The organism is Pseudomonas sp. UFMG81, assembly GCF_015354575.1.
Taxonomy (GTDB): Bacteria; Pseudomonadota; Gammaproteobacteria; order Pseudomonadales; family Pseudomonadaceae; genus Aquipseudomonas.
The window spans coordinates 111,458-133,904 of sequence record NZ_JACAFQ010000017.1 but is presented as its reverse complement, the minus strand read 5'-3'; the positions used below and the strand labels follow the sequence as shown (position 1 = coordinate 133,904).

The window sequence follows — 22,447 nt, the reverse complement described above, 5'->3', positions numbered from 1 at the left end:
ACACAAGGCCGCTCCTACAGGCAACCGCGATCCCCTGTAGGAGCGGCCTTGTGTCGCGAAAGGGCTGTAAAGCAGCCCCAGCAGGCTTGAAGGCGAAACTCATTTCACAGCCCCAAACGAAAGCCCGCGCACCAACTGCTTCTGGCTGATCCAGCCAAAGATCAGGATCGGCGCGCAGGCCAGGGTCGAGACGGCCGAGAGCTTGGCCCAGAACAGCCCTTCGGGACTTGAATAGGAGGCCACCAGCGCGGTCAGCGGGGCGGCGGCGGACGAGGTCAGGTTCAGCGACCAGAACGCCTCGTTCCAGCACAGGATCAACGACAGCAGCAACGTCGAGGCCAGCCCGCCGCGGGCGATCGGCAGCAGCACGCGGACGATCTCCTGCCAGGTGCCGGCGCCGTCCAGCCGCGCCGCTTCGAGGATGTCCACGGGGATGTCCTTGAAGTAGGTGTACACCATCCACACCACGATCGGCAGGTTGATCAGGGTGTACACGATGACCAGCGCCAGGCGCGAATCGAGCAGGCCGAACTGCTTGGCCAGCAGGTAGATCGGCATCAGCACGCCCACCGGCGGCAGCATCTTGGTCGACAGCATCCACAGCAGCGTGCGCTTGGTGTGGCGGGTTTCGAAGAAGGCCATCGAATACGCCGCCGGCACGGCGATGAGCATGCACAGCAGGGTCGCCGAGAACGAGATCAGCACCGAGTTCCAGGCATAGGCGAAGTAGTCGCTGCGCTCGTTGATGTGCAGGTAGTTCTCCAGCGTCGGCGCAAAGATGAACTGCGGCGGTGTGGCGAAGGCGTCCAGCTCAGTCTTGAAACTGGTCAGCAGCATCCACAGGATCGGGAAGAAGATCACCAGGGCGATGGCCCAGCACAGCAGGCCGAGCAGGGCGTTCTTCAGGGTGCGGGTTTGCTTGAGTGTCAGCATGGCGGGCTCCTCAGCTGCGCGCGGTGAGGTTCTTGCCGATCATGCGGACCAGCACGATGGCGGCGATATTGGCGATCAGCACGGCGATCAGGCCACCGGCCGACGCCATGCCCACGTCGAACTGCAGCAGCGCCTGGTTGTAGATCAGGTAGGCGAGGTTAGTGGACTCGAACCCCGGGCCGCCGCTGGTGGTGGTGAAGATCTCGGCGAACACCGACAGCAAAAAGATCGTCTCGATCATCACCACCACGGCGATGGGGCGCGCCAGGTGCGGCAGGGTCAGGTGCCAGAAGATCGCCAAGGGGCCTGCGCCATCCAGGCGCGCGGCTTCCTTCTGCTCCTGGTCCTGCGACTGCATGGCGGTCATCAGGATCAGGGTGGCGAACGGCAGCCACTGCCAGGAGACGATCAGGATGATCGACAGCAGCGGGTAGTGCGCCAGCCAGTCCACCGGTTGCGCGCCGAACAGGCGCCACACGGCGGCGAGGATGCCCGACACTGGGTGCAGGATCAGGTTCTTCCACAGCAGCGCGCTGACCGTGGGCATGATGAAGAACGGCGAGATCAGCAGCACCCGCACCACGCCGCGGCCCCAGAACTCGCCGGCCTCCAGCAGCGCGGCAATCAGCACGCCCAGCACCACGCTGATCGCCAGCACGCTGCCGACCAGGGTCAGGGTATTCAGGGCGCCGGGCATGAAGCCGGCGTCGGTGACGAAGAAGCTAAAGTTCTCCAGGCCCACGAACGGGTTTTCGCCGGGGTACAGCAGGTTGTAGCGGATCAGCGAGAAATACAGGGTCATGCCCAAAGGCACGATCATCCACAACAGCAGCAGCGCCACCGAAGGGCTGACCAGGAACCAGCCGGGGCCGACGCGGCGTTTGCCGGGGCGCGCGCTGGCGAGGCTCTGGGTGTCGAGGGCCGATGTGTTCATGGCGACTCCGTGTGCATCGGGAAGGGGGCACCGCGCCGGGGTTCGGCGCGGACGGGGGCGCTGCGGGTTACTTGGGGTAACCGGCGCGCTTCATCTCGCGTTCGGTGGACTGCTGGGCGGCGGCCAGCACTTGATCCACTTTCATCTGCCCGGTGAGGGCGGCGGCGAACAGCTTGCCAACCTGGGTGCCGATGGCCTGGAACTCGGGGATGGTCACCAGCTGGATGCCCACGTAGGGCACCGGCTTGAGGGTGGGGTGGTTGGGGTCGACGCGCTTGAGTGATTCGAGCGTGACCTTGGCGAATGGCGCAGCGGCCAGGTACGCGTCGCTGTAGGTCGAGGCGCGGGTGCCGGGCGGCACGTTGGCCACGCCTTCCTGCTCGGCCACCAGCTTGCCGTAGGCCTCGGAGGTGGCCCAGGTGGCGAACGTCCTGGCGGCGGCCTTGGATTTGGAACTGGTGGGGATCGCCAGCGCCCAGGAGTAGAGCCAGGTGGCGCCTTTGTCGGTGACTTGTTTGGGCGCGAAGGTGAAGCCGACCCGGTCGGCGACCTTGCTCTGGGTCTTGTCGGTGACGAACGAGCCGGCGACGCTGGCATCGACCCACATCGCGCACTTGCCGCTGTTGAACAGCGCGAGGTTCTCGTTGAAGCCGTTGCTGGAGGCGCCGGGCGGGCCGTATTGCTTGAGGGTGTTCACATAGAAAGTCAGCGCGTTCTTCCACTCGTTGCCGCTGAATTCGGGTTGCCATTGCTCATCGAACCAGCGCGCGCCGAAGGCGTTGGCCACGGTGCCGATCAGCGCCATGTTCTCGCCCCAACCGGCCTTGCCGCGCAGGCAGATGCCGTACTGGCCCTGGTCGGGTTGGTTGAGCTTGGCGGCGAATTCGCCGAGCTGGCTCCAGGTCGGTTGCTCGGGCATGCTCAGGCCGGCTTGCTGGAACAGGTCCTTGCGGTAGTAGGTGATCGAGGCTTCGGCGTAGAAGGGCAGGGCGTACAGCGTGCCATTGGCCGACAGGCCGTTGCGTACCGAGGGGAACACGTCGTCGAGGTTGTAGTCGGCGGGCAGCTCGGTCATCGGCGCCAGCCAGCCCTTGGCACCCCACAGCGCGGCTTCGTACATGCCGATGGTCAGCACGTCGAACTGGCCACCCTGGGTGGCGATGTCGGTGGTCAGGCGCTGGCGCAGCACGTTTTCTTCGAGTACCACCCACTTGAGCTGGATGTCCGGATGCTGTTGTTCGAACACCTTGGCCAGGCGCTGCATGCGGATCATGTCGTTGTTGTTGACCGTGGCGATGGTCAGGGTGTCGGCGGCCTGGGCATACAGCGGCAGGCTGAGGCAGGCGGCGGCCAGGCAGGCCTTGATCGAGTCGTTCATCAGTGAACTCCCTTATTGTTTTTGTATCGCTCGGCGCTGATTACACCCGTGCACAGCGGCGTCGACAAAGCCTCGCCTGCACCTTGGCTGATACTTTTTTGCGGTGCAGATCGGCATGCGCACCCTCTGTAGGAGCGGCCTTGTGCCGCGAAAGGGCTGCAAAGCAGCCCCGGCACCCTGCACTGAAGATGAAGATTGCCGGGGCCACTGCGCGGCCCTTTCGCGGCACAAGGCCGCTCCTACAGACCTTGCGTCTGGAAGACGCGTGCCTTAGTCAGGCCCGGTTCTGCTCGGTCAGCCGCTGGGTCACCAGGCTGCGGTAGTCCGAAGGGGTCATGCCCTTGAGTTGCAGGAAGCGCCGGTTGAAGTTCGACAGGTTGCTGAAGCCTGAATCGAAGCACACCTCGGTCACCGGCAGCTCGCCCTTGGCCAGCAGCTCGCAGGCCTTGCTTACCCGCAGCCGGTTGACGAACTCGACGAAACCGCGCCCGGCAGCCTGTTTGAAAAACCGCGAGAAGTAGGTTGGCGTCATGCCCAGATGCTCGGCCACCTCGTTCTGGCTCAGGTCCTGGGCGTAGTGCTGGAAGATGTAGTCCACCGCCCGGTTGATACGCTCGACGTTGTGCTCGTCGGCCAGTTGCGAGGAAGTGACGGTGGACAGCAGTTGAAAGTCGTCGCAGGCGGCCAGCTGCTCCATCAGGATAAAAAAGTATCCCAGCCGGGTCATGCCGCGGCTGTCGGCGATACGCTGCAGCAGCTGGCCGCTCTCCTTGATCAGTGCCGGATCGCGGAACTCGATGCCATAGCGCGCCCGGGCAAGCAGCGGGGCCAACTGGTTGAGCTCGGAGAACACCTGGCTGCCATCCTCGAGCACTTCGTCGGTGAAGTTCACCAGCATGTCACGCTTGCCCACCACCTCGTCGGGGGCGACCTGGCTGATCCAGTTGTGCGGCAGGTTCGGCCCGGTGAGGAACAAGGTGTCGGGGGCGAAGTTGCCGATGTAGTCGCCAATGAACACCTTGCCCGAGCTGGCCACGATCAGGTGCAGCTCGTACTCCTTGTGGAAGTGCCAGCGCACCAGCGGGCTGGGGAAGCCGTGCTGGCGGTAGATCAGCGAGTGGCCTTCGTGGTCGTCCATCAGCTCGTAGGACGGATCGGTGACTTTGCTCGTTCTGGGCATGGCGCTGACTGAGCCTTGGGGACGAGGCGTCATCGTAGCGCGAAGTATCAGGGGCAGGCAGCTCCCCGCACCCATCAACGCAAATCCCCGTAGGAGCCGGCCTTGCCGGCGAAGGCGTCCGATCATGCAGCGCTGGTGTGACGGCTGACGCACTCGCCGGCAAGGCCGGCTCCTACCGTGACACTGGGCCGATCAGCAGCAGTCCTACAGTCATTCTTCCCGTGTTCGTGTAGTCCATTTCCCAAAGGGGCCTTTTCCATCCGTTTGCCCGTTGTGGCCCCGGGAAGGTCGCTTTAGTCTCGCCCTGCTCGTCGTGCTTCACCCGCCAGGGTTGCCCGAACTGCTGGGCATAACGCTGCGCAAGGATCGCGCGGTGTGGTCCGGGGCCTGGTGGGTTGGGGCGCGGCGAGCGCTTTCTTTATCAAGCCAGGGGGTGGGCCATGGACAACGATGATCGAGGCAAGGGCGAAGGCGAACTGAAAATCATCAGCCTGGTGGACCGCATCAAACGGTACACCGTGCGCGACTGGGTACGGGCAATTCCCGGCATGCCGCCGCAGGAGGTACTGCAGGAGACGACCATCATCCTCGGCTGCATCACCGGGTTGACGCACCAGGCCTTGAGGCAGCCCAAGGAGGCGCAGACGCTGATGCGCGCCACCTACTACCTCAGTGGCATGGTCAAGGCAATGATCGAGGGACAGTTGCCAGGGAACCAGGCTGAGGAAGGCGACCGCGAGCCGTGATGCCTGGCCTGCGCTGAATATGGGCAGGGTGAGTTTCACACAAGCCGCTTCCGGCAAGTTCGGAAGCGGCTTTTTCATGCCCGCGGGCGAGGATAAACAATCCGTTTAAAAACGGGCTGGCAATTTCAGACGCGGCTGGCATACAGGTCCGGCTTGAATCCGTAGCCTGCATGCCTAGCTCACTGCTTCGAGCGCCTCGGAGTGCAATATCGATCTAGATTTGATGAAAGAACTTCTCAGTGAGGATTTTGCAGCTGTTGTTGTTTGCGTTGTGTGATGTGGTCGTCACGCTAGTGTTAACTAATTATGTATTCAAGGACTTGGTTGCGGGGTGGCGGTTTTGGGGGCTTTGTCGTATGCGGTAATACTGGGAGGGCTTTATCTTGAATTGATAGGTGGGCATGGTTTCGTCATGTTTTCATTGAAGAATTTGACGTTGGCCGAGTATGTTTCGCTGGTGGTTTTCAGTTTGGGGATGATGGCTTTTCATTTTGGTGTGTTGAGAATTTGGTAGGTGTGTCGAGTGTCTTTGTGTTGACCACAGAGGAGGTGAACGCTTGAATGATGTATAAGGCCTTATAAAAGATATTGCGACGTGAGCATCTGGGGGTTGATTTCGCTAACGATAGTTGATGTTTTTGTGACGTTGGCGTTGAGTCGATATGTATTCAAGGAGCTTGTTGCAGGTTGGCAATTTTGGGGCGCCTTTCTGTATGCGTCAGTCGTGGGCGGATTCTATTATGAGCTTATGAGTGGAGAGGGTTTTGTTTCTTTTGTCGTGGATGCATTGTCACCGATCGAATTTGTCTCGCTGGTGATATTCAGCTTGTTGATGGCTTTTTTTCATTTTTGGGCGTTGAAAATTTTGTAGGCGTGCAACCAGCGCGGCGCATCGCCGGCAAATCGCAGCGGCGAACCGCGGCTCCCACATCCGTTTCGGGCCAATCTATCTTGTGAGGTCTCTGCTGTCCGCCTTGGCGCATGACTCAAGTCTGGCGGTGCGGTATCAGCGCCATTGTTGGAACCGCGTCGTACAAACAAGGCGAACAGCCGAGGCGGTGCAGGCATGAACGGCCCGAAACAGTTGTGGGAGCAACTGTCTTGTTCTGCCTGTGCTGCCCTCATCGCTGGCAAGCCAGCTCCCACAGGTGCAGTGCAAGTCCTGAGAATAACGCGGTCGGGGTGGGAGCCGGCTTGCCGGCGATGTGCCGCGCGGGCGGCGCTCGATCTTGAGAGCACCGAAAAGCTCTTGCCAGGCGCCTGGTCGCCCTCATGCAATAGCTGCCTGGACTTTGTCCAGAAAGCTTGTAGGACCTCGGGAGGGGCTACACCCCAAGCCCAATGCCTCATAGGCCCAGTCGCTGCCGAGCCCTCAGCTCATCAACTGGCCCGTATGCGGCGCAGGCCTGCGGCCAATGCGATGGTCAGCGCCACTGCCACGCCCATGGCCAGGCTGATGGTCACGGCCACACCCAGCCGCTCGAGCAACCCCGCCACCACCAGGTAGAACGCAATTACCCCCACCGCCCCGATCGCATTGCCCCGTACCATCGCCGCCATTGCGGCACGCCCGCCCTGCACATGGGCGAATACCACCAACGGCCAGGCAATCACCGGGATCGGCGCCAGCATCCCGCTGGTCGCCGGGCCCAGCCAACTGGCCAGGCTGGTCGTGACCATCAGCAACGAAGTGGCGGACACCATGCGCAGCGGGATCTCCCAATAGCGGTGCCGAGGCCGGGTGAGGGTGTCGGGTTGCGGTTCCCGTCCGCTGACGCGTATCAGCACGCCGATCAGTAGCAGCGCCACGCCAATCGACAGGTACAGCCCGCCCCAGTGGGTGAAGGCATACGCCGCCACTCCATAGAACAGGATCGCCATCAACGCCGCCGAGGCCACCCCGGCCTTGCGCGTGGCGAACAGGTAGAACGCATAGGTGGCCTGCACCGCCGCCAGGCCGCCCAGCGCGCCGGGCACCGCGCCCAGGACAAAATCGGCGCCCTGTTCCAGGCACAGGAAGGTCATCACCAACCCCGAAGTGATCGGCAGGCCAGACAACAACCCGCCCAGCAGGCCACCCCAGCGCCGCGAGGCGAGGGAGATGGCCCACATCAGCAGCGGGGTGACGCAGAGTTTCAGGTAGAACAAGGTCATTGCGAGGGTATCCAGCCATGCAAGGGAGCGCCCGCCGTCGGCATTGGGTGGGGCGCGGGCAGATCAACCGCGGCTGGCTTCCAGCGCCTGCGCGAGGTCGGCAATGATGTCGTCGCTGTGTTCGATGCCGATCGACAGGCGCACCATGTCCCGCGGCACGCCGGCCTTCTCCAGCTCTTCGTCGTTGAGCTGGCGGTGGGTGGTGGAGGCGGGGTGGCAGGCCAGCGATTTTGCGTCGCCGATGTTCACCAGGCGCACCACCAATTGCAGCGCATCGATGAACCGCGCACCGGCCGCCTGGCCGCCCTGGATGCCGAACGACAGGATCGCCGCCGGCTTGCCGCCGGTGTAGCGCTTGGCCAGTTCATGTTCGGGGTGGTCGGGCAGGCCTGCGTACTTCACCCAGGCCACGTGTTCATGCCCTTGCAGGTAGCGGGCGACCTTGAGCGCGTTCTCGGTGTGGCGCTCCATACGCAGGGCCAGGGTTTCCAGGCCTTGCAGGATCAGGAAGGCATTGAACGGCGACAGTGCGGCACCGGTGTTGCGCAGCGGCACCACGCGGCAGCGGCCGATGAACGCGGCGGTGCCGAAGGCTTCGGTGTAGGTGACGCCGTGGTAGGACGCATCGGGGGTGTTGAGCAGGGCGAAGCGTGCCTTGTGCTCGGCCCAGGGGAACTTGCCCGAGTCGATGACGATGCCGCCAATGCTGGTGCCATGGCCACCGATGTACTTGGTCAGCGAATGCACGACGATATCGGCGCCGTGCTCGAACGGCCGGCACAGCACCGGGGTGGCCACGGTATTGTCGACGATCAGCGGCACGCCGTGGCGGTGGGCGGCGTCGGCCAGGGCCTGGATATCGACGATATTGCCGGCAGGGTTGCCGATGGACTCGCAGAACACCGCCTTGGTGCGTTCGTCGATCAGCGCCTCCAGCGCGGCGATGTCGTCGTGGGCGGCGAAGCGGGTGTGGATGCCCATGCGCGGCAGGGTGTGGGCCAGCAGGTTGTAGGTGCCCCCATACAGCTTGGCCACCGAGACGATGTTGTCGCCGGCTTCGGCGACGGTCTGGATGGCGTAGGTGACGGCGGCCATCCCTGACGCCACCGCCAGCGCGCCGACCCCGCCCTCGAGGGCGGCCATGCGCTGCTCGAGCACGTCGTTGGTGGGGTTCATGATGCGCGAGTAGATGTTGCCAGCCACCTTCAGGTCGAACAGGTCGGCACCATGCTGGGTGTCGTCGAAGGCGAACGAGGTGGTCTGGTAGATCGGCACGGCCACCGCCCTGGTGGTCGGGTCGGGGCTGAAGCCCGCGTGGATGGCGAGTGTTTCCAGCTTCATGCGGTCGGTCCTTGAGCGTGGGTGGAAGCGGCTGAGCATGGGCTGCGAGGTGCGAGAGGGTCAAGTCGTTCGGAGGGGCGGGGTACTCCAGTTGTGATCGTGCTGTCTGTCGTACTTGGTAACTTCTCATTGAAGTAATTTCGGAAGCGTCCGACATACAGGCGAACAGTGCGCCATTAGATTGCGAACCTCTTACAAGGGAGTTCGCAACATGGCTTATCACGGATATATGTCGATCACTGGCGCGCTGCAGGGTTTGATCTCGGCGGGCTGCTCTACACAGGACTCCATTGGCAACAAGTGCCAATTGGGTCACCGCGACGAGATCATGGTCCTCGCTTTCGACCATGGTCTCATCAATACCGACAACACCCGGCGCGCAATGCACCGGCCGGTCTATATCACCAAATTCGTCGACAAGGCCAGCCCTCTGTTGGCCCAGGCACTGGACGCGGGCGAACGGGTCGAGTGCGACATTCAGTTCTACCGCACCAGCGCCGCGGGCCTCCAGGAAAAATACTACTCGGTGAGGCTCGGCGGGGCGGTGATCGTCCAGCAGAACGTTGCCATGCCCCATGCCGTGCTGCTCAACGAGCAGGAGCCGCAAGAGCACCTGGCGCTGCGCTATCGGGATATCTCCTGGATACACCACGCGGCGGGGACTACCGGCTATGCGACCTGGGGGTAGGAATGAGGGCGTACTACGAGCAGCACGTCCCGTTGGACGACGACTTCTGGGAAGTCAGCCATGCGGCGGCGCGGCTGACGCAATACGCCTGCGAGGTGGCCGCACGATGCCTGGATGACGGCATGTTGCGGCTGCAGTTTACGCAGGAGATGGCGTATGTCGGGAAGGGCATTGTGGAGGATGTTCGGACGGGAAAGATATCTTCAGCGCAAGGAATGGAAAAGATAAGGGATGAGCATGTACTCCTAGTTAACCAATTATCGACATATCTGCGGATAGTTGCTGGTTTCGTATCGGGTGTATTAGTCGCAGGGACAGGTGTCGCTGTCTGCAAGGTGTCATTAGGGTTGGCATGTGGCGGGCTTGGGGTACCTATGATGCTTCATGGCTTCAATGCGATGTATGAAAATAGCCTTAATATTTATCTAAAGCGTTCGGATGTTGAAGGGCCTGTGAGAAGAGCTTATCAAAAAGTGGCGGTTCGGGTCGGTGGCAATGCTTCTCATGGAAATATAGCTTATGGAGTGGTTGATTTAGGGCTTTCAGCGTACGGGCTTGGAAGAAAGGTGATCGCACCGGGGGCTAGGCGACTTTGGCATTACATTGACTCGGATAAGGTAAGAGCATATAGAGCGATGGGGACTGGAACCAAAGCTTTTGAACTTGGGGTTGATGTGATGACTGGGCAGCAAATTTGGGTGGAAATTGAGAAGCAATAATTTGCGAACTGTCTTGGGGCTAGTAAGGTTTGATTTTTAAGATGGTGGATATGTATGCTATTAATTTATGTCGCTTTTTCAATACTCGGTCTTGCGGGTTCCCGCCTTCTTCGTTGTTTGGTCACGAAAAGGGGGGAGGAGCATCTCAGGCATGGCTTGGTGATTTTTTATAACTTTATCTTTGCTTTTATGCATATGACTGTAATTGCGCAGGATAAATACTTTTATGTTTATAAGCGGCCGGATGTGTTGGTATTTCATCCGTGGCTGGCATGGTTTGCGTGGTTACTTATGGTTCTGCATTTTTGGGCTAAATACAGTAACAATGATGTGAATTGCTTCCGCTGGAAAAAAGATATGGATCTGTTTAAGTAATGGTGGGCGAAAATGAGTATTATGGTTTTTGTTTTGGTCGTGGTATGGAGCTTTATCTCTTCACCGCTTTTGTTTTTGGTGCTTTCAGGAGCTGATCTGACTGAGGGCAAAGAGGTTATCGGCATTTTTACAACAGCGCGTTCGCGGCTTTCTACTACTTCAATATATTCCCTGGAGAGCATGGTGGCTTTGGTCCACCTCCTGAAGTGCTCCTGGATCATCCTTGGGTCGTCTGGCTTTCCATCCCGATGATCCTCTTCCACCTCTGGATGTTCCCAGGTCTGCGACCCGCTCATCTTCGCCTGCGCCGCAAATGGGACCCTACCTTCAAAAGCCACGATGACCCCTGACCCTACCGCTCCACCACCCCCTGCACCCGCGTCGTTTCCTCTTCCAGGTACGCCAGCAACGCCGCCACTTCGGTCTCCCCCAACCGCATATTGGGCATCGCCAGCTGGTTGTACTGCTCATACAGCAGCATCGCCAGCGGGTCTTTCTCCGCCAGCATCCGATCCGGTTCCATCATCCAGCGTTTCAGCCATTGCTCCTCGCGCTGACGGGTCACCCCCAGCAAGTCCGGCCCGATGCCGCGGGTGACGCCGCGCTCCGCATCGCCAACGGTATGGCAGGACGAGCACCGTGTGCGGAACAGCTGCTCGCCGGCACTGGGGGTGCGAATCTCCGGCGCCTGGTTGTAGTCGTTGCTGGCGCTGGCCTGCTTCCAGTTGTGCAGGCTGTTGGCCAGGCGGTCGGCGAGGATGTACGGGCTTTCGAAGGGCGAGGCCTTCATCCAGCGGCCGGTGGCCTGGTTGCCGATGATCAGGCTGAGGTTGTGGTCCTTCGAGCGGCCGTTCTCCAGGCCTTCGATGTACAGCCCCAGGCTGCGGCGCAGTTGCTCGATGTCGGCGGCTTCACCGGTGAGCAGGGTCCAGCCGGGGCCGATGGCGAATTTCTCGGCGTAGCGTTTGAGGGTGGTGGGGGTGTCGTTGTAGGGGTCGATGCTGATCGAGTAGATGAAGATGTCCTGGCCGACGCGCTCGCCCAGCAGTTTCTGCACCTGGCGCAGGCGTGCGGTTTCCACCGGGCAGGAATCGCCGCAGCCGGTGAAGATGAAGTTGATGGCGACCACTTTGTCCTTGATCAGGTCGTCGAAGAAACGCACCTGCTTGCCGTCCTGGGTCAGCAGCGGGATGTTGGGGAAGTAGTTGGCGCCCCAGGGGGTGTCGGGCTCGCTGCTGGCGCTGGTCGGGGGCAGGGCGCAGGGGAGGCTGAGGATGAGCAGCAGGGGGAGCAGCAGGCGCCAGGTGCGGGGCATGGTCTTACCCTCTTGGGTATCTGATGGGGCCTGCGGTGCAGGCCATCGCCGGCAAGCCGGCTCCCACAGAGACCGCGAAAGATGTGGGAGCCGGCTTGCCGGCGAAAGGGGCGCAGCGCGCCCCCCGCCTTGTTTCACTTGACGCTCAGCGGTGCGGTCACCACCTGCCCGAGCGCCGATTTCACCGTCACTGTCGGCGGCGAGGCCGGGCCGCTGCCGGTGGTGGTCACCGACAGCTTCCAGCGTGCGCCGCTGCCGCTGACGGTCAGCGTGGCCAGGCCCAGGTCCAGCGGGCCGCTGGTGGTGGTGGCGCTCACGCGGATGCTGTTGTTGCTGGCTACCGTGGTGGTGCCGGCCACATCCCAGGTCCAGCGGTTGTTGCTGCGCAACTGCACCGTGGCGCTGCTGACCTGGATCGTGTCGGCGGCCACCGCCGGCGACACGGCGACACTCACCGTGGCCGGGTTCACCGACTCCAGGCCTTTGGCGTCACGCGCCAGGTAGGTGAAGCTGGCGGTGAACGGGCTGGCGACCGTGGCCGGCGGGGTGTAGGTCACCTGGGTGCCGTTGCTGCTCACCGCACCCATGCCTGAGTCGGGCTGGGCCAGGCCACTGACCGTCAGCGGCAGGTTGCCGTCGGGGTCGGTGTCGTTGGCCAGCACGTTGAGCACGATCGGCTTGCCGGCGCTGGTGGCGGCGCTGTCGTTCACGGCCACCGGTGGCTTGTTGGCGGGGTCGTTGTTGCCACCGTCATCGCCGTCGGCGCGGCGGAAGGTCGGCAGGGCGGCGGAGCTGACGTACTGCACGCCATCCCAGCCGGGCAGGGGCGTCGGCATCAGCTGGAACTGGCCGGGGTGCTCGATGTCCCAGCGCAGCAGCATCGAGGTGTCCTCGTGCTGGGTGTTGTGGCAGTGCTCCATGTAGGTGCCGGCGAACTCGCGGAAGCGGATGGCCATTTCCACCTCCTCCGAGGAGTCGCTGTCCGGTCCGATGCGGTACACGTCCTTGCGCGCCCACTTCTCCCATTCCGGCGGCGCCTTGCCGTCGCGGCTGAGGATCACCCCTTCTTCGAAGTGCACGTGCACCGGGTGGCTCCAGCCGTTGCCGCCGTTCTTGATCTTCCACACCTCCATCGTGCCGTCGCCGCTGAAACCGCCATCGGTGGCTTCGTTGGCCAGCTGCGGGGCGGCGCTGATCCGCCGTGGGTCCATGGTGTAGCCGAAGCCGCCGTCGGTCTTGATGGTCCAGGGCGTGCTGTCGGTGCCGTCCGAGCGGCCGAAGATGAACTCGCGGTGGCGGGCGGCCTTGATTTTGGCCTGGTCGGCGGTGTCACCCGGGTTGATGGACAGGGGGATCATCACCAGGCCTGCGGCCTTGCCGGGCTTGGCGGGCTCATACAGCGCCGGGTTCATGCTCACGTCCTGGCCGCTGTAAGGCTGCACCACCAGTTGCAGGAACTTGCCGACCGCAGGGTCGCCCTTGTCCCATTCCGGGCCGTTGCTGGCCTGCTTGATCACCGCCTTGTACTTCTCCGACAGCACGTCGGCCAGGGCGATGGGCTGTTTCGGGCCCTTGCCGGTGTCGTGTTCCATCAGGTTGACGAAGTACAGCTTGTCACCCACGTTGATCCCGTTCTTGGCGAAGTTGACGATGATGTCGTAGCGCTCGGCGATGCCCTGCAGCGGCAGGATGGCGTTGTTGTCCTGCAGGTCGCCGTTGCCGTTGAGGTCCAGGGTGCCGTCGAACGGCACAGCGTGTTCCATGATGTTGCCGTCGTTGGCGATCATGTGGAACGGCACGCGGTTGTAGGACACATTCGAGCCCGACGGGCCCTTGAACTCGCCGCTGTTGCCGGCCACTTCGCGCACCAGGGCGAACTTGAAGTAGCGCGACACCGAGCCGTTGAGGATGCGGAAACGGTAGCTGCGTGCGCGCACCTTGAGCTTGGGCTGGTACTGCCAGTTGACCAGGATCTGGTCACCCAGGAAGCCGTCGGTGTTGAACGGGTTGAACCACAGCTGGCCGTTGGCATCCCAGGCCTTGTCGGCGATCACCAGGTTGACGTCATAGTCGCGGTTGCCCCAGGGCATCGCACTGCCGCTGGGGAAGCGCAGGTTGACGCCGTCCTGCAGGGCCTCGTTGCCGCGGTCGAGCGCCGAGTAGTAGTTCATCATCACCGCGTTGCCCTTGTAGACGTTTTGTGCGGTGAAATCGAGCATGTGGTCGTGGAACCAGTGGGTGCTCATGGTCTCGCGCCAGTCGCCACGGATCTTGATGCTGCCGTTCTCGCAGGTCTTGATGCCTGGCGAGGCATCGTTGACGAACAACGTTTCGCCCGGCGAGCAGGGGAACGCTGCGCGCGGGTCCTGGGCGCGGGTGTTGATGGTGTCGTAGCCAGCCAGCTGGATCGGCCAGCGGTAGTCGTAGTACTGGCCGGGGAAGAAGTAGGCGTTGGCGAAGCCGTCGCTCTCGGCCGGCGAGTGGCCGTTGTGCTCGTGGGTGGAGATGGTGTGCAGGCCAAAACCGTTGTTGGCCGACGGATCGATCGGCAGGGCGTTGTAGTGGCGCATCAGCACCGGCTGGCCGTAGCGCACCATCAGCAACTTCACTGGGAAGGTGCCGTCGAAGGTCCACAGCGCCTTGTGGTTCTGCAGCGGCATTTTCGGGTGGAAGCGCGTGTCGATGCCCTTGGTGGTCCCCAGGGTGGTGGGGATGTCCGAGGTCTGGTAGTACAGGCCACCCGGGCCGAATTCGCCCTTGCTGTAGCCGTGCAGCTGCTTGCGGTCACGCAGGCCCTGGTTGATGCGCGCGCCGGCTTGCGCGGTCTTGAACGCGGCCTGTGGGTAGAACTCGTTCCAGCGCTGGTGCGACCAGCCTTTTCCTGGCGGCCGCCCTTCGGCGGGCGAACCCACGCCGGTGCGGTTGAGGAACATCTCGATCTGCGCCTTCCACGGGTTGCGGTCGAGTACGTTGGCATACTGCGACGGGAAGGGCGTGAGCCCCGGCTGGGTGAGGAAGGCTTCCAGCGCATTGCCGTTGGGGCTGCTGCGGGCGACGATGTTCGGGTCTTGCGCGGGGGCGGGCCCGAGGATCGGTGGTGGGAACGTCAGCTCGTAGGGCGGTGTGGCCGGGTCGAGCTTTTCCGGGCCAAATTCTTCGAACAGCAGCAGTTGCTGGGTGAACGGCTCGGCCCCGAACAGCGGGCTGGGCTTGCCGTTGGTGGGGTACTTGCGTGAGGTCTGCTGCGCCGGTGGCAGCACGTTGTCGGTGGTCACCGTGGCGCGGGTGCCGTAGACGCCATTGCTCAGCTCCAGCGAACCTTCGTTGGCCTCGGGCATGCTCTTGAGCGCTTCCAGCGCCGCCGCCGCGGCCACCGGGTCGGCGGGCGGGTCGCTGTAGGCCGAAGGGTCGGTGGGCGGTGGTTGGCTCACGTCGTCCAGCGATCCGGCAACCGCGCCAACCAGCCCGAAGCTGAGCAGCAGCGCCGTGACGGAGGACAACCTGAACACCTGTAGGGATGTTGCAGCTGGTCTTTTCATTGCGGAATGCCCCGTGTTGTGCAGCCGGGCATCTGTTGCCCACCCGAACGGATGGCGCCGTGCCCTGTACAGGGCATGAGCAACCACTGTGCCAAACGGAAGGTGGCCAAGGGCCAGATATTTCAAGATGTTACAAAAGATGCGAACGCGTAACGCTCAGGGTTTGCCGCAAACCTGGGGATAGGCCCCCACTCCTGGGTGGGGAATCCGGCCCTACAGGCCTGTGCAGGCCTTGCCTCGGCCAAGGCTTCTTGGCACCCTTTGCCCGCCATTGCCTGTCGCCAAACCCGTTGAACAAGGAACCCCAAGGTGAGCTGGGAAAAAGTCGGTAAAACCCTCGCGGGCCTGCTGGTCGTCGTGGTCATTGCCACCGCGCTCTTCGCAGGGTTACGCGACGACGACCGTCTCGAGGCGCGCCTGACCTACTCGCACCTCACCTACCCAGGGCAGTTCAACGAGCGCATCAGCCAGGCCAATGCATTGCTCAAGTACGAGCGCCTGCATGGGTTGATCAGTGAGGTCGGCAATGGTGCGCTCAATCATCCGCAGGTGGACAGGCTGGTCGAACTGGCCCAGGCGCCGTACCTGCAACTGTTCGCCCGGCCCTTCGAGGCGGGTTTGGTGGACCACCGCACCGGGCTGCTGATCGAACTGGCCAACCCGCGCCAGACCCCGTTGCACGACGTGCATATCCGCCTGCCGGCCAAGGGCCTGGTGCAGATTCGCGATGCCATGGGCAACGACACGTTGCTGCCGGCTCCCACCAGCAGCATCGAGATTCCGACCCTCGATGCACTGGGCGAGAGCCGGGTCTGGGTGTACTTCGATGCCGACTATTCGCAGATCCGCCAGGGCGGCATCAGCATCCGCCACGCCGATGGCAGCGCGGATATCCAGGTGTACCGCGAGGTGATCGGCTTCCCGTCGCTGGTCGCGCGCTACAGCCGTGAACTGATGGTGCTGCTGGGCGCACTGCTGCTCGGTGTGCTGTGGCTGGGCTATCGTGCCGGCACGCGTCGGGCGCCCGCTCACGGCTGAGCGGCGCCGGCCTGGTTATTTGTTGTTGATGCACTGCGACTGCATCACATAGCGCACGGTGCGCAGGGTGCCTTGGCTATCTTCGAACGTCATCAGCCGCGGCACCACCTCGCAGGTGCGTGGGTCGGCGGACTGGCGCACGAAGCGTGCGACGTCCAGGGGCATGCCGTAGCGGTAGTCGACGATCTGCGGCATGGGCTTGGCGCGTTTGGCCGCATAGGCCGCCACGGCCTGTTGGTGTTCGCTCTGCAGTTGTTCGCTGCGCTGCGCGTTGAAGCCCGTGGCCTGGGCCGAGCACGCCAGTGCCAGCAGCAGGGCGGTGAGGGTCGGGCGTAGCATGGTGAGCCTCCGAAAGTGTTCAGGTTTCGTAGCCCACGCTAATGAGTGCCCCCCAACAGCGGCATGACGCCAGGGTTACAGTTGCGCAAGGTGGCGGTTCATGGCCGCGCCGCGTCGCCCTCCTATCCGACTGCTCATGCTCAACCGCCCCAGGGCGCACGCATGACGCGATTGTAATTTGCCGATCACCTTGCCGTTATCCCGCGCCTGCGAGCATCTGCCTCGGCCGAAGGGGCTGGGTGCGCATGCGCTTGGCCAGACCAGGGACGCTCCAGCGCCGAGGCCGTAAAAAAACAACAGCCGCAAAGGAGCATCGGATGAGAAACGGTCCAACACTTTCCCTGGCCGCTTTGGTGGCGCTGACGGGCCCCGCGGCCTGGGCTGGCGACGACAGTCAGGAAGGGTTCATCGAGGGCAGCCGCCTGAATGTGCTCAACCGCAATTTCTACTTCAACCGCGACCATCGCGATGGCCCGGCGCCGACCTATAACAGCGGCAAGGCCAGCGACAATGGCTACTCCGAGGCTTGGGCCCACGCCATCATCACCCGCTTCGAGTCCGGCTACACCCAGGGCACCGTGGGTGTGGGGGTGGACGCTTTCGCCATGCTAGGCCTGAAGCTCGACACCGGGGGTGGGCGCAACGGCGGGCGCAGTTCGTTCGACGTACTGCCGGTGGACCGCGACGGTCAGGCCCGTGACGAATACAGCAAGGTCGGCGGCGCCGCCAAGCTGCGCCTGTACGACACGGTGCTGCGGGTGGGCGATGTGTTCCCGGTCAACCCGGTGGTGGCGGCCGGCGACTCGCGCCTGTTGCCGGAAAGCTTCCGCGGGGTGACGGTGGAGAACACCAGCCTCAAGGGCCTGACCCTGCAGGGTGGGCGCCTGCATGCCATGAGCCAGCCGGTGTCCAGCGACTTGCGCGACAATTTCGTGACCTTCTATGGTGGCCCGGTGGACTCGCCGTGGATTGCCTATGGTGGCGGCGACTACGCAGTCAACGACTATGTCAGCGTCAGCCTGTTCGGCAGTCGTCTGAAGGATGTGTGGAACCAGTACTACGCCGGTACCAGCGTGACCTGGCCGCTGGGTGACGAGCTGGCGTTGATCGGTGGTTTCAACTTCTACAACGCCAAGGATGAAGGGCGCCAGCGCCTGGGCCAGTTCGACAACGACATCTGGAGCGCCAAGCTCGGTATCCGCTATGGGGCCCACACGGTGGCGCTCACGCATCAGCGCAACAACGGTGACGATGACTTCGACTACCTGCGCCAGTCCGATTCGATCTTCCTCGACAACTCCATCCAGTACAGCGATTTCAACTCGCCGAAGGAGCGTTCGTGGATGCTGCGATACGACTTGAACATGGCGGCTTATGGGGTGCCGGGGTTGAGTTTCATGACCCGTTATGGGCGCGGCAGCGACGCCGACTACAGCCACGCCAACGCTTTCTACATGCGCCGTGACGGCAATGGCGATCCGCTTACCGACCAGAAGCGTTGGGAGCGTGATGTGGAGGTCAAGTATGTGGTGCAGACGGGGGCGGCCAAGGACCTGTCGCTGCGGGTGCGCCAGGCTACCACGCGGGCTACGGCGTTCGAGTCTGACCTCGATGAGGTGCGGTTGATCGTGGAGTATCCGCTGTCGATCTTGTGATCATGAGAATTCACCTTCAGAAGCTTAAGTGCTCCTTTGGTTACAGGTGAATGTTTTGGCGCCTCGATGAGGCGCTTTTTTTGTGTTCTTCATGAGGTTCTGGGGAGGGCTGGGTTGTGTGTGATATTGGATCGGCTTGTGGTCGAATTGGTTGGTTAGTTGGTTAGTTGGTTAGTTGGTTAGTTGGTGGATTGGTTAGTTGGTTTTGAAGTTGTGTGAATATCCATTTGCTTTGGTGACGCTTATTCACCTTTCCGCCCTTACGGCGGCTTACTTTGGTCTTGGCCAAAGTAAGCAAAGCCGCTCGCTCCCATCATACGGCCCCTACGCTGCGCTCCGGGGTTCCCTCACTCCGGTCTTGCTCCCGGGAGTACGCACCGAAGGGCCATCCATGGCCCATCGGTGCTCGACGGGCATCCATGCCCGTCGCCTCCCTCCGCAAGCCCTCCGATCGGCCTCCTGAAGTCGCGAAGTTAGGGGCGGCGCCTATATTGGCGCTGCTGTCGCTAGTTGGTTGTTGTGTTGGATATTAAATTGCATTCGCCGGCACAGCCGGCTCCTGCGCGTGTACGAACTTTTAATTGCACACCGTCCGTGGGAGCCGGCCTTGCCGGCGAACAGGCCATTACAAACAACAGATCAATAACAATTAAACACTATCCGCTCTTGCTCTTGCTCTTGCTCTTGCTCTTGCTCTTGCTCTTGCTTCTAAGCGCGCGATAGCCCAGTCACCGCCAAACGCGACTTCAGGAGGCCGAACGTAGGACTTGCGGAGCGGGGCGATGGGCATGGATGCCCATCGAGCACTGACCGGGCCATGGATGGCCCGTCAGTGCGTCCACGCGGGAGCAAGGCCGGAGTGAGGGAACCCCGGAGCGAAGCGTAGGGGCCGGATGATGGAGCAAGGATTTTTTGGTGACTTTTTGATCCTTCAAAAAGTTACCCGCCGTAAGGGCGGAAAGGTGAATGAGCGTCTCCATCGCCAATGGATATTCACCCATCAACAAAACCCACACGCTAAAAATCGACCTCGACCTCGACCTCGACCCGAACCTACTCCCCCGGCACCTTGCGAAAGGCAAACATATGCCGCACATAGTCCGCCTTGCCCAGCGCCACCCCCTGGCTACGCAAGATGTCGTAAGCCGTAACCAGGTGAAAATAGAACTGCGGCACCACCCAGTTGACCACGTACTGCTCCTTGCTCATCTCGAATACCAGGTCGCCCGGCAGGGTGATGGTCAGTGGCCGCTCGGGCGCATCGTCGATAGCCAGTCGATCAGCCTCGTGCAATGCCTTGCGCGCCCGCTGAATCAGCGCACGCGCCTGGGCAAAGTCGGTGGGGGCATCCACCGGTAGCAGGGCCTGGCCGCTGAGGCGGGTGACGGCCTCCATGGCCTGGGTACAACTGAACTGTACCTGCGAAGCCAGCGGGTGCATGTCCGGTGCCAGGCGCGCCTGCAACAGGGCATTGGCATCGCCCCCCTGCGCCAGCACATGGTGCTCGCCCTTTTCGAGAAACCCCTCCAGGGCCTCGAGCATCTGGGCGAACGCAGGAATGGTGGCGGCGAAGATCGACATGGCGGGCTCCAGTCCGAAGGGCATGACTGGCAGTGTAGCCCCCGCTATTGCAGGCGGCCGAACAGGTCGTCGAGCGGTTCCAGGCTGGCGAGCCTGCCTTGTAGCTCGGCGATGCACTGCTGATGCCAGGCGATGCGCGCGCGGTGCTCGTCGATCTGCGTTTGCACGCTGGCCGCATCGTCCTCACTTGCCGGGTCGCGGGTGCTGCCCAGCAGCCGGCTCAGCTTGCCGGTCAGGGCGAGTTTGCGTTCCACGGCCAGGCGCGCCGGTTCGTCCATCAGCGCCACCAGCGCCTGCAGGTCGGCGGCCGCCTGGAGGGTGTGGAACTGTGCGTGCGGGTACAGGTACAGCAATGATTTCTTGTTGCGCCCGAGCAGCTCGATGACATTGCTCAGCGTGCCGGGGCTCTTGCCGTCCCAGACCATCAAGCCATAGTCGCAGTCGTCGGCCATGCGCACATCCTTGGCGGTGTGCAGCGCCCGGCCCCGGGCGCCTGCCGGGGGCTCGACGTGCAGCTGCGGCCAGCCACCGAGGTTGTGCCGCGCCGTGTCACTGCTGCAGTAGACAGTGACGGCGGCGTAGTCATGGGTGCGGAAGTAGCGCTGGATGGCGCTGTCCACGCCGGCCGCATCACCGACCAGCACCTGCAGCCCAGCGGCCCGGATGTTGTCGAGCCGGGCCTCGACCTGCGGGGCGAGCTGCTTGATGGTGATGGAGCCGGAGATGAAGACCTTGGGCATTACTGTCTCCGTGTCAGGGCGACGACCGAAATGCCGCGGATGCTAGCGCATTCGCGCAAGGCGGTACAGGCAGCCTGCAGCGACGCACCGGTGTCGAACAGGTCGTCCAGCACCAGCACATCGCAGGGAGGGGCGACGGTGTTGTTGACGGTGAAGCAACCGGCCAGCGCCTTGGCCCGCGCTTCATGGCCATCGAGGTCTTTCATCGTGCTGGTGCTCCAGGTCTTGATCAGTACCTGGTCGGTGTAGGTGCTGCCCAGCAGCGTCGCGACTTGCCGTGCGACCTCGTGTACCGGTTGGCGCGTGCGCTGGCGGCTGGCGGGCATGGGTATGACGCGGTCGAAACGCTGACCCGCCAACGCTGTGGCCACGGCCTGGGCGAGATAACCGACCTGCTGGTAGTCGTCGCGGTACTTGAGACGGAACACGGCTTCACCGACGGCGGTACGCTGGGTGTCGAACTGCATGTGGCCGTATTCGTTCGGGCCGATGGGGGTGCTGCTGATGGTGTGCTTGTCCAGGCTGATGCCACAGTCCCAGGCGGGGTTGGCGGGGAGGGGCTGGATGACCATTGCGTGCTTCCTTGTACCAGAGTCGAGGGGTGGGACGGTTGTCCCAGCGGCGCTTCGTAGGCCGCGAGGACATGTTGCGTCCGACGCTGGTTGGAATCGACTTCATGGTTTCCGTAATTGATGTAGTCCTTTTCTGAGGATCAAGGGCGGGAGGGTGGTTGCCGGGAATGGTATTGCTCGCCCGGGTTCGGCTGACAGCACCCTTGTTGATGTGGGCCACGGCATGATTCACGGCGAGGTGGGCGCGATACCAGATGTGGCATACCGGCAGTTCGCGCAGGCGCCGCAAAGTGTCCGGCGAGAACCTTACATCGCCCTCATGCGATAGCCGTCAGGCGCTTGAAAGGCATGGGGTTCAGAGCGGCCACATCAACTCACCCGCAACCAGATTGCCGAGGCGTCGTCGCTCATCTTGAAGCGCGGGTAGCGCAGGCAAGCCGCATCCTCTTGTTCGATATCGCGCAAGGTGCGCGCCAGATCGGCCAGGCCGTGGCTGTGCAGGCGCTCGAAGAAACCGGCGGGGTCACAGGCCTGGTAGGTGTCGAACAACGCGGCGAAGCCATCACTCATCAGCAGCACCTCGTCCCCCTTGGCCACTGCCGCACGGTGGTAGAGGGTGCCGGCACGAGACGCGTGTGGGTCCACGCCGAGCACCGCGCGCGGCCGTTCGCGCGCGACGCGACGGTCGGCCAGCACCGCCGGGGTGCGCACGCCATGGGCACCGGTGCCGGGGCCCAGGGCCATGGCTTCGCCGCGTTCGGTTTCGCGGTCGGGGGCGGGGGTGAGAAACGCGATACCGCTGCTGCTGCGGTGCAGCACCACGCAGTCGGCCAGGTGCGCGCACACCAGCTCTTCACCCTCCAGGGCTACGGCGGCGAAAGCGGCGCGCGGCAACTCCCAATGGGCCAGCGGCTCGCGCTGGCGTGCCTTGGCATAGTCGCTCGCCAACCTGTCGAAGACCTGCTCGCAGATCCCCTGCAGTGCCCCATCGGCACTGGCGAATGCACGCTGCGCGGCACTCGCCAGCCAGGCTGCGCCGCCCCGCTCGCCAAGCAGGCCAGGCGGGCCCAGGTCGGTGGCGCCGTCGATGACCCAGGCATGGCGCTCGGCGCAGCCGATGCGGTCGTCGTTGGCAACATCGGCTTTACCGGCCAGGCTCAGGGTCTGGATCAGGTCGAAATGCATGGTGTTCTCCGCAGCAGGATGGATCGCAGCTCGAA

Annotated in this window: 20 protein-coding genes; 6 read left to right on the top strand and 14 right to left on the bottom strand. The window is 62.9% G+C overall.

Annotated features, from left to right (window positions below):
- Positions 1 to 99: 99 nt before the first annotated feature.
- From IX761_RS15310 to IX761_RS15295, 4 genes are all read right to left on the bottom strand, one after another.
- Entirely contained in the window at positions 100 to 933 is an 834-nt protein-coding gene (locus tag IX761_RS15310; RefSeq protein WP_194790412.1) for a carbohydrate ABC transporter permease, read from the bottom strand.
- Between the two features lie 10 nt (positions 934 to 943).
- A complete protein-coding gene (locus IX761_RS15305) occupies positions 944 to 1,867 on the bottom strand; it encodes a carbohydrate ABC transporter permease (protein WP_194790411.1) in 924 nt (307 codons plus the stop codon).
- A 67-nt stretch (positions 1,868 to 1,934) separates the two neighbouring features.
- Positions 1,935 to 3,245 (bottom strand): ABC transporter substrate-binding protein, encoded by a 1,311-nt coding sequence (locus IX761_RS15300; RefSeq protein ID WP_194790410.1) that lies wholly within the window; start codon positions 3,243 to 3,245, stop codon positions 1,935 to 1,937.
- Positions 3,246 to 3,519: 274 nt separating this feature from the next.
- Positions 3,520 to 4,425, bottom strand: coding sequence for an AraC family transcriptional regulator (locus IX761_RS15295; protein ID WP_194790409.1), 906 nt, complete (start codon positions 4,423 to 4,425; stop codon positions 3,520 to 3,522).
- Positions 4,426 to 4,865: 440 nt separating this feature from the next.
- Between IX761_RS15295 and IX761_RS15290 the strand changes: the two genes are divergently transcribed.
- The gene (locus IX761_RS15290; RefSeq protein WP_194790408.1) at positions 4,866 to 5,171 is read left to right on the top strand and encodes a DUF3077 domain-containing protein; all 306 of its coding nucleotides are present in this window, start codon (positions 4,866 to 4,868) and stop codon (positions 5,169 to 5,171) included.
- A gap of 595 nt (positions 5,172 to 5,766) precedes the next feature.
- Positions 5,767 to 6,042 (top strand): hypothetical protein, encoded by a 276-nt coding sequence (locus tag IX761_RS15285; protein WP_194790407.1) that lies wholly within the window; start codon positions 5,767 to 5,769, stop codon positions 6,040 to 6,042.
- 509 nt (positions 6,043 to 6,551) lie between these two features.
- Here the strand turns inward: IX761_RS15285 and IX761_RS15280 are convergent.
- Complete coding sequence (locus tag IX761_RS15280; protein ID WP_194790406.1) at positions 6,552 to 7,325, bottom strand: hypothetical protein; 774 nt, start codon at positions 7,323 to 7,325, stop codon at positions 6,552 to 6,554.
- A 63-nt stretch (positions 7,326 to 7,388) separates the two neighbouring features.
- Positions 7,389 to 8,666 (bottom strand): bifunctional O-acetylhomoserine aminocarboxypropyltransferase/cysteine synthase, encoded by a 1,278-nt coding sequence (locus tag IX761_RS15275; protein ID WP_194790405.1) that lies wholly within the window; start codon positions 8,664 to 8,666, stop codon positions 7,389 to 7,391.
- 211 nt (positions 8,667 to 8,877) lie between these two features.
- On the opposite strand from IX761_RS15275, the gene IX761_RS15270 reads away from it, so the two are divergent.
- Together IX761_RS15270 and IX761_RS15265 are read left to right on the top strand one after the other, a co-directional pair.
- Entirely contained in the window at positions 8,878 to 9,354 is a 477-nt protein-coding gene (locus IX761_RS15270) for an Hcp family type VI secretion system effector (RefSeq protein WP_194790404.1), read from the top strand.
- A gap of 32 nt (positions 9,355 to 9,386) precedes the next feature.
- On the top strand, positions 9,387 to 10,073 hold the full coding sequence (locus IX761_RS15265; protein WP_194790403.1) for a DUF4225 domain-containing protein: 687 nt from the start codon (positions 9,387 to 9,389) through the stop codon (positions 10,071 to 10,073).
- Positions 10,074 to 10,330: 257 nt separating this feature from the next.
- Here IX761_RS15265 and IX761_RS15260 read toward each other — a convergent pair whose 3' ends face one another.
- The 3 genes from IX761_RS15260 to IX761_RS15250 form a co-directional block, all read right to left on the bottom strand.
- Positions 10,331 to 10,786, bottom strand: coding sequence for a hypothetical protein (locus IX761_RS15260; RefSeq protein ID WP_194790402.1), 456 nt, complete (start codon positions 10,784 to 10,786; stop codon positions 10,331 to 10,333).
- Positions 10,787 to 10,800: 14 nt separating this feature from the next.
- Entirely contained in the window at positions 10,801 to 11,763 is a 963-nt protein-coding gene (locus tag IX761_RS15255) for an SCO family protein (RefSeq protein ID WP_194790401.1), read from the bottom strand.
- Between the two features lie 134 nt (positions 11,764 to 11,897).
- On the bottom strand, positions 11,898 to 15,302 hold the full coding sequence (locus IX761_RS15250; protein WP_194790400.1) for an Ig-like domain-containing protein: 3,405 nt from the start codon (positions 15,300 to 15,302) through the stop codon (positions 11,898 to 11,900).
- A 309-nt stretch (positions 15,303 to 15,611) separates the two neighbouring features.
- Between IX761_RS15250 and IX761_RS15245 the strand changes: the two genes are divergently transcribed.
- Complete coding sequence (locus tag IX761_RS15245; RefSeq protein WP_194790399.1) at positions 15,612 to 16,340, top strand: hypothetical protein; 729 nt, start codon at positions 15,612 to 15,614, stop codon at positions 16,338 to 16,340.
- Between the two features lie 15 nt (positions 16,341 to 16,355).
- On the opposite strand, the gene IX761_RS15240 is transcribed toward IX761_RS15245, so the two are convergent.
- Positions 16,356 to 16,679: a DUF2790 domain-containing protein gene (locus tag IX761_RS15240; RefSeq protein WP_194790398.1), complete on the bottom strand. Its 324-nt coding sequence runs from the start codon at positions 16,677 to 16,679 to the stop codon at positions 16,356 to 16,358.
- 317 nt (positions 16,680 to 16,996) lie between these two features.
- Here IX761_RS15240 and IX761_RS15235 point away from each other — a divergent pair, with 317 nt between their 5' ends.
- On the top strand, positions 16,997 to 18,334 hold the full coding sequence (locus tag IX761_RS15235) for an OprD family porin (protein ID WP_194790397.1): 1,338 nt from the start codon (positions 16,997 to 16,999) through the stop codon (positions 18,332 to 18,334).
- A 1,053-nt stretch (positions 18,335 to 19,387) separates the two neighbouring features.
- On the opposite strand, the gene IX761_RS15230 is transcribed toward IX761_RS15235, so the two are convergent.
- The 4 genes from IX761_RS15230 to IX761_RS15215 form a co-directional block, all read right to left on the bottom strand.
- Entirely contained in the window at positions 19,388 to 19,915 is a 528-nt protein-coding gene (locus tag IX761_RS15230) for a DUF1993 domain-containing protein (protein WP_194790396.1), read from the bottom strand.
- Between the two features lie 44 nt (positions 19,916 to 19,959).
- The gene (locus tag IX761_RS15225) at positions 19,960 to 20,655 is read right to left on the bottom strand and encodes a hypothetical protein (protein WP_194790395.1); all 696 of its coding nucleotides are present in this window, start codon (positions 20,653 to 20,655) and stop codon (positions 19,960 to 19,962) included.
- Entirely contained in the window at positions 20,655 to 21,227 is a 573-nt protein-coding gene (locus tag IX761_RS15220; RefSeq protein WP_194790394.1) for a ComF family protein, read from the bottom strand. Before IX761_RS15220 ends, IX761_RS15225 begins: the two co-directional genes overlap by 1 nt.
- Before the next feature lie 369 nt (positions 21,228 to 21,596).
- Complete coding sequence (locus IX761_RS15215) at positions 21,597 to 22,412, bottom strand: protein phosphatase 2C domain-containing protein (RefSeq protein ID WP_194790393.1); 816 nt, start codon at positions 22,410 to 22,412, stop codon at positions 21,597 to 21,599.
- Between the last annotated feature and the right edge of the window lie 35 nt (positions 22,413 to 22,447).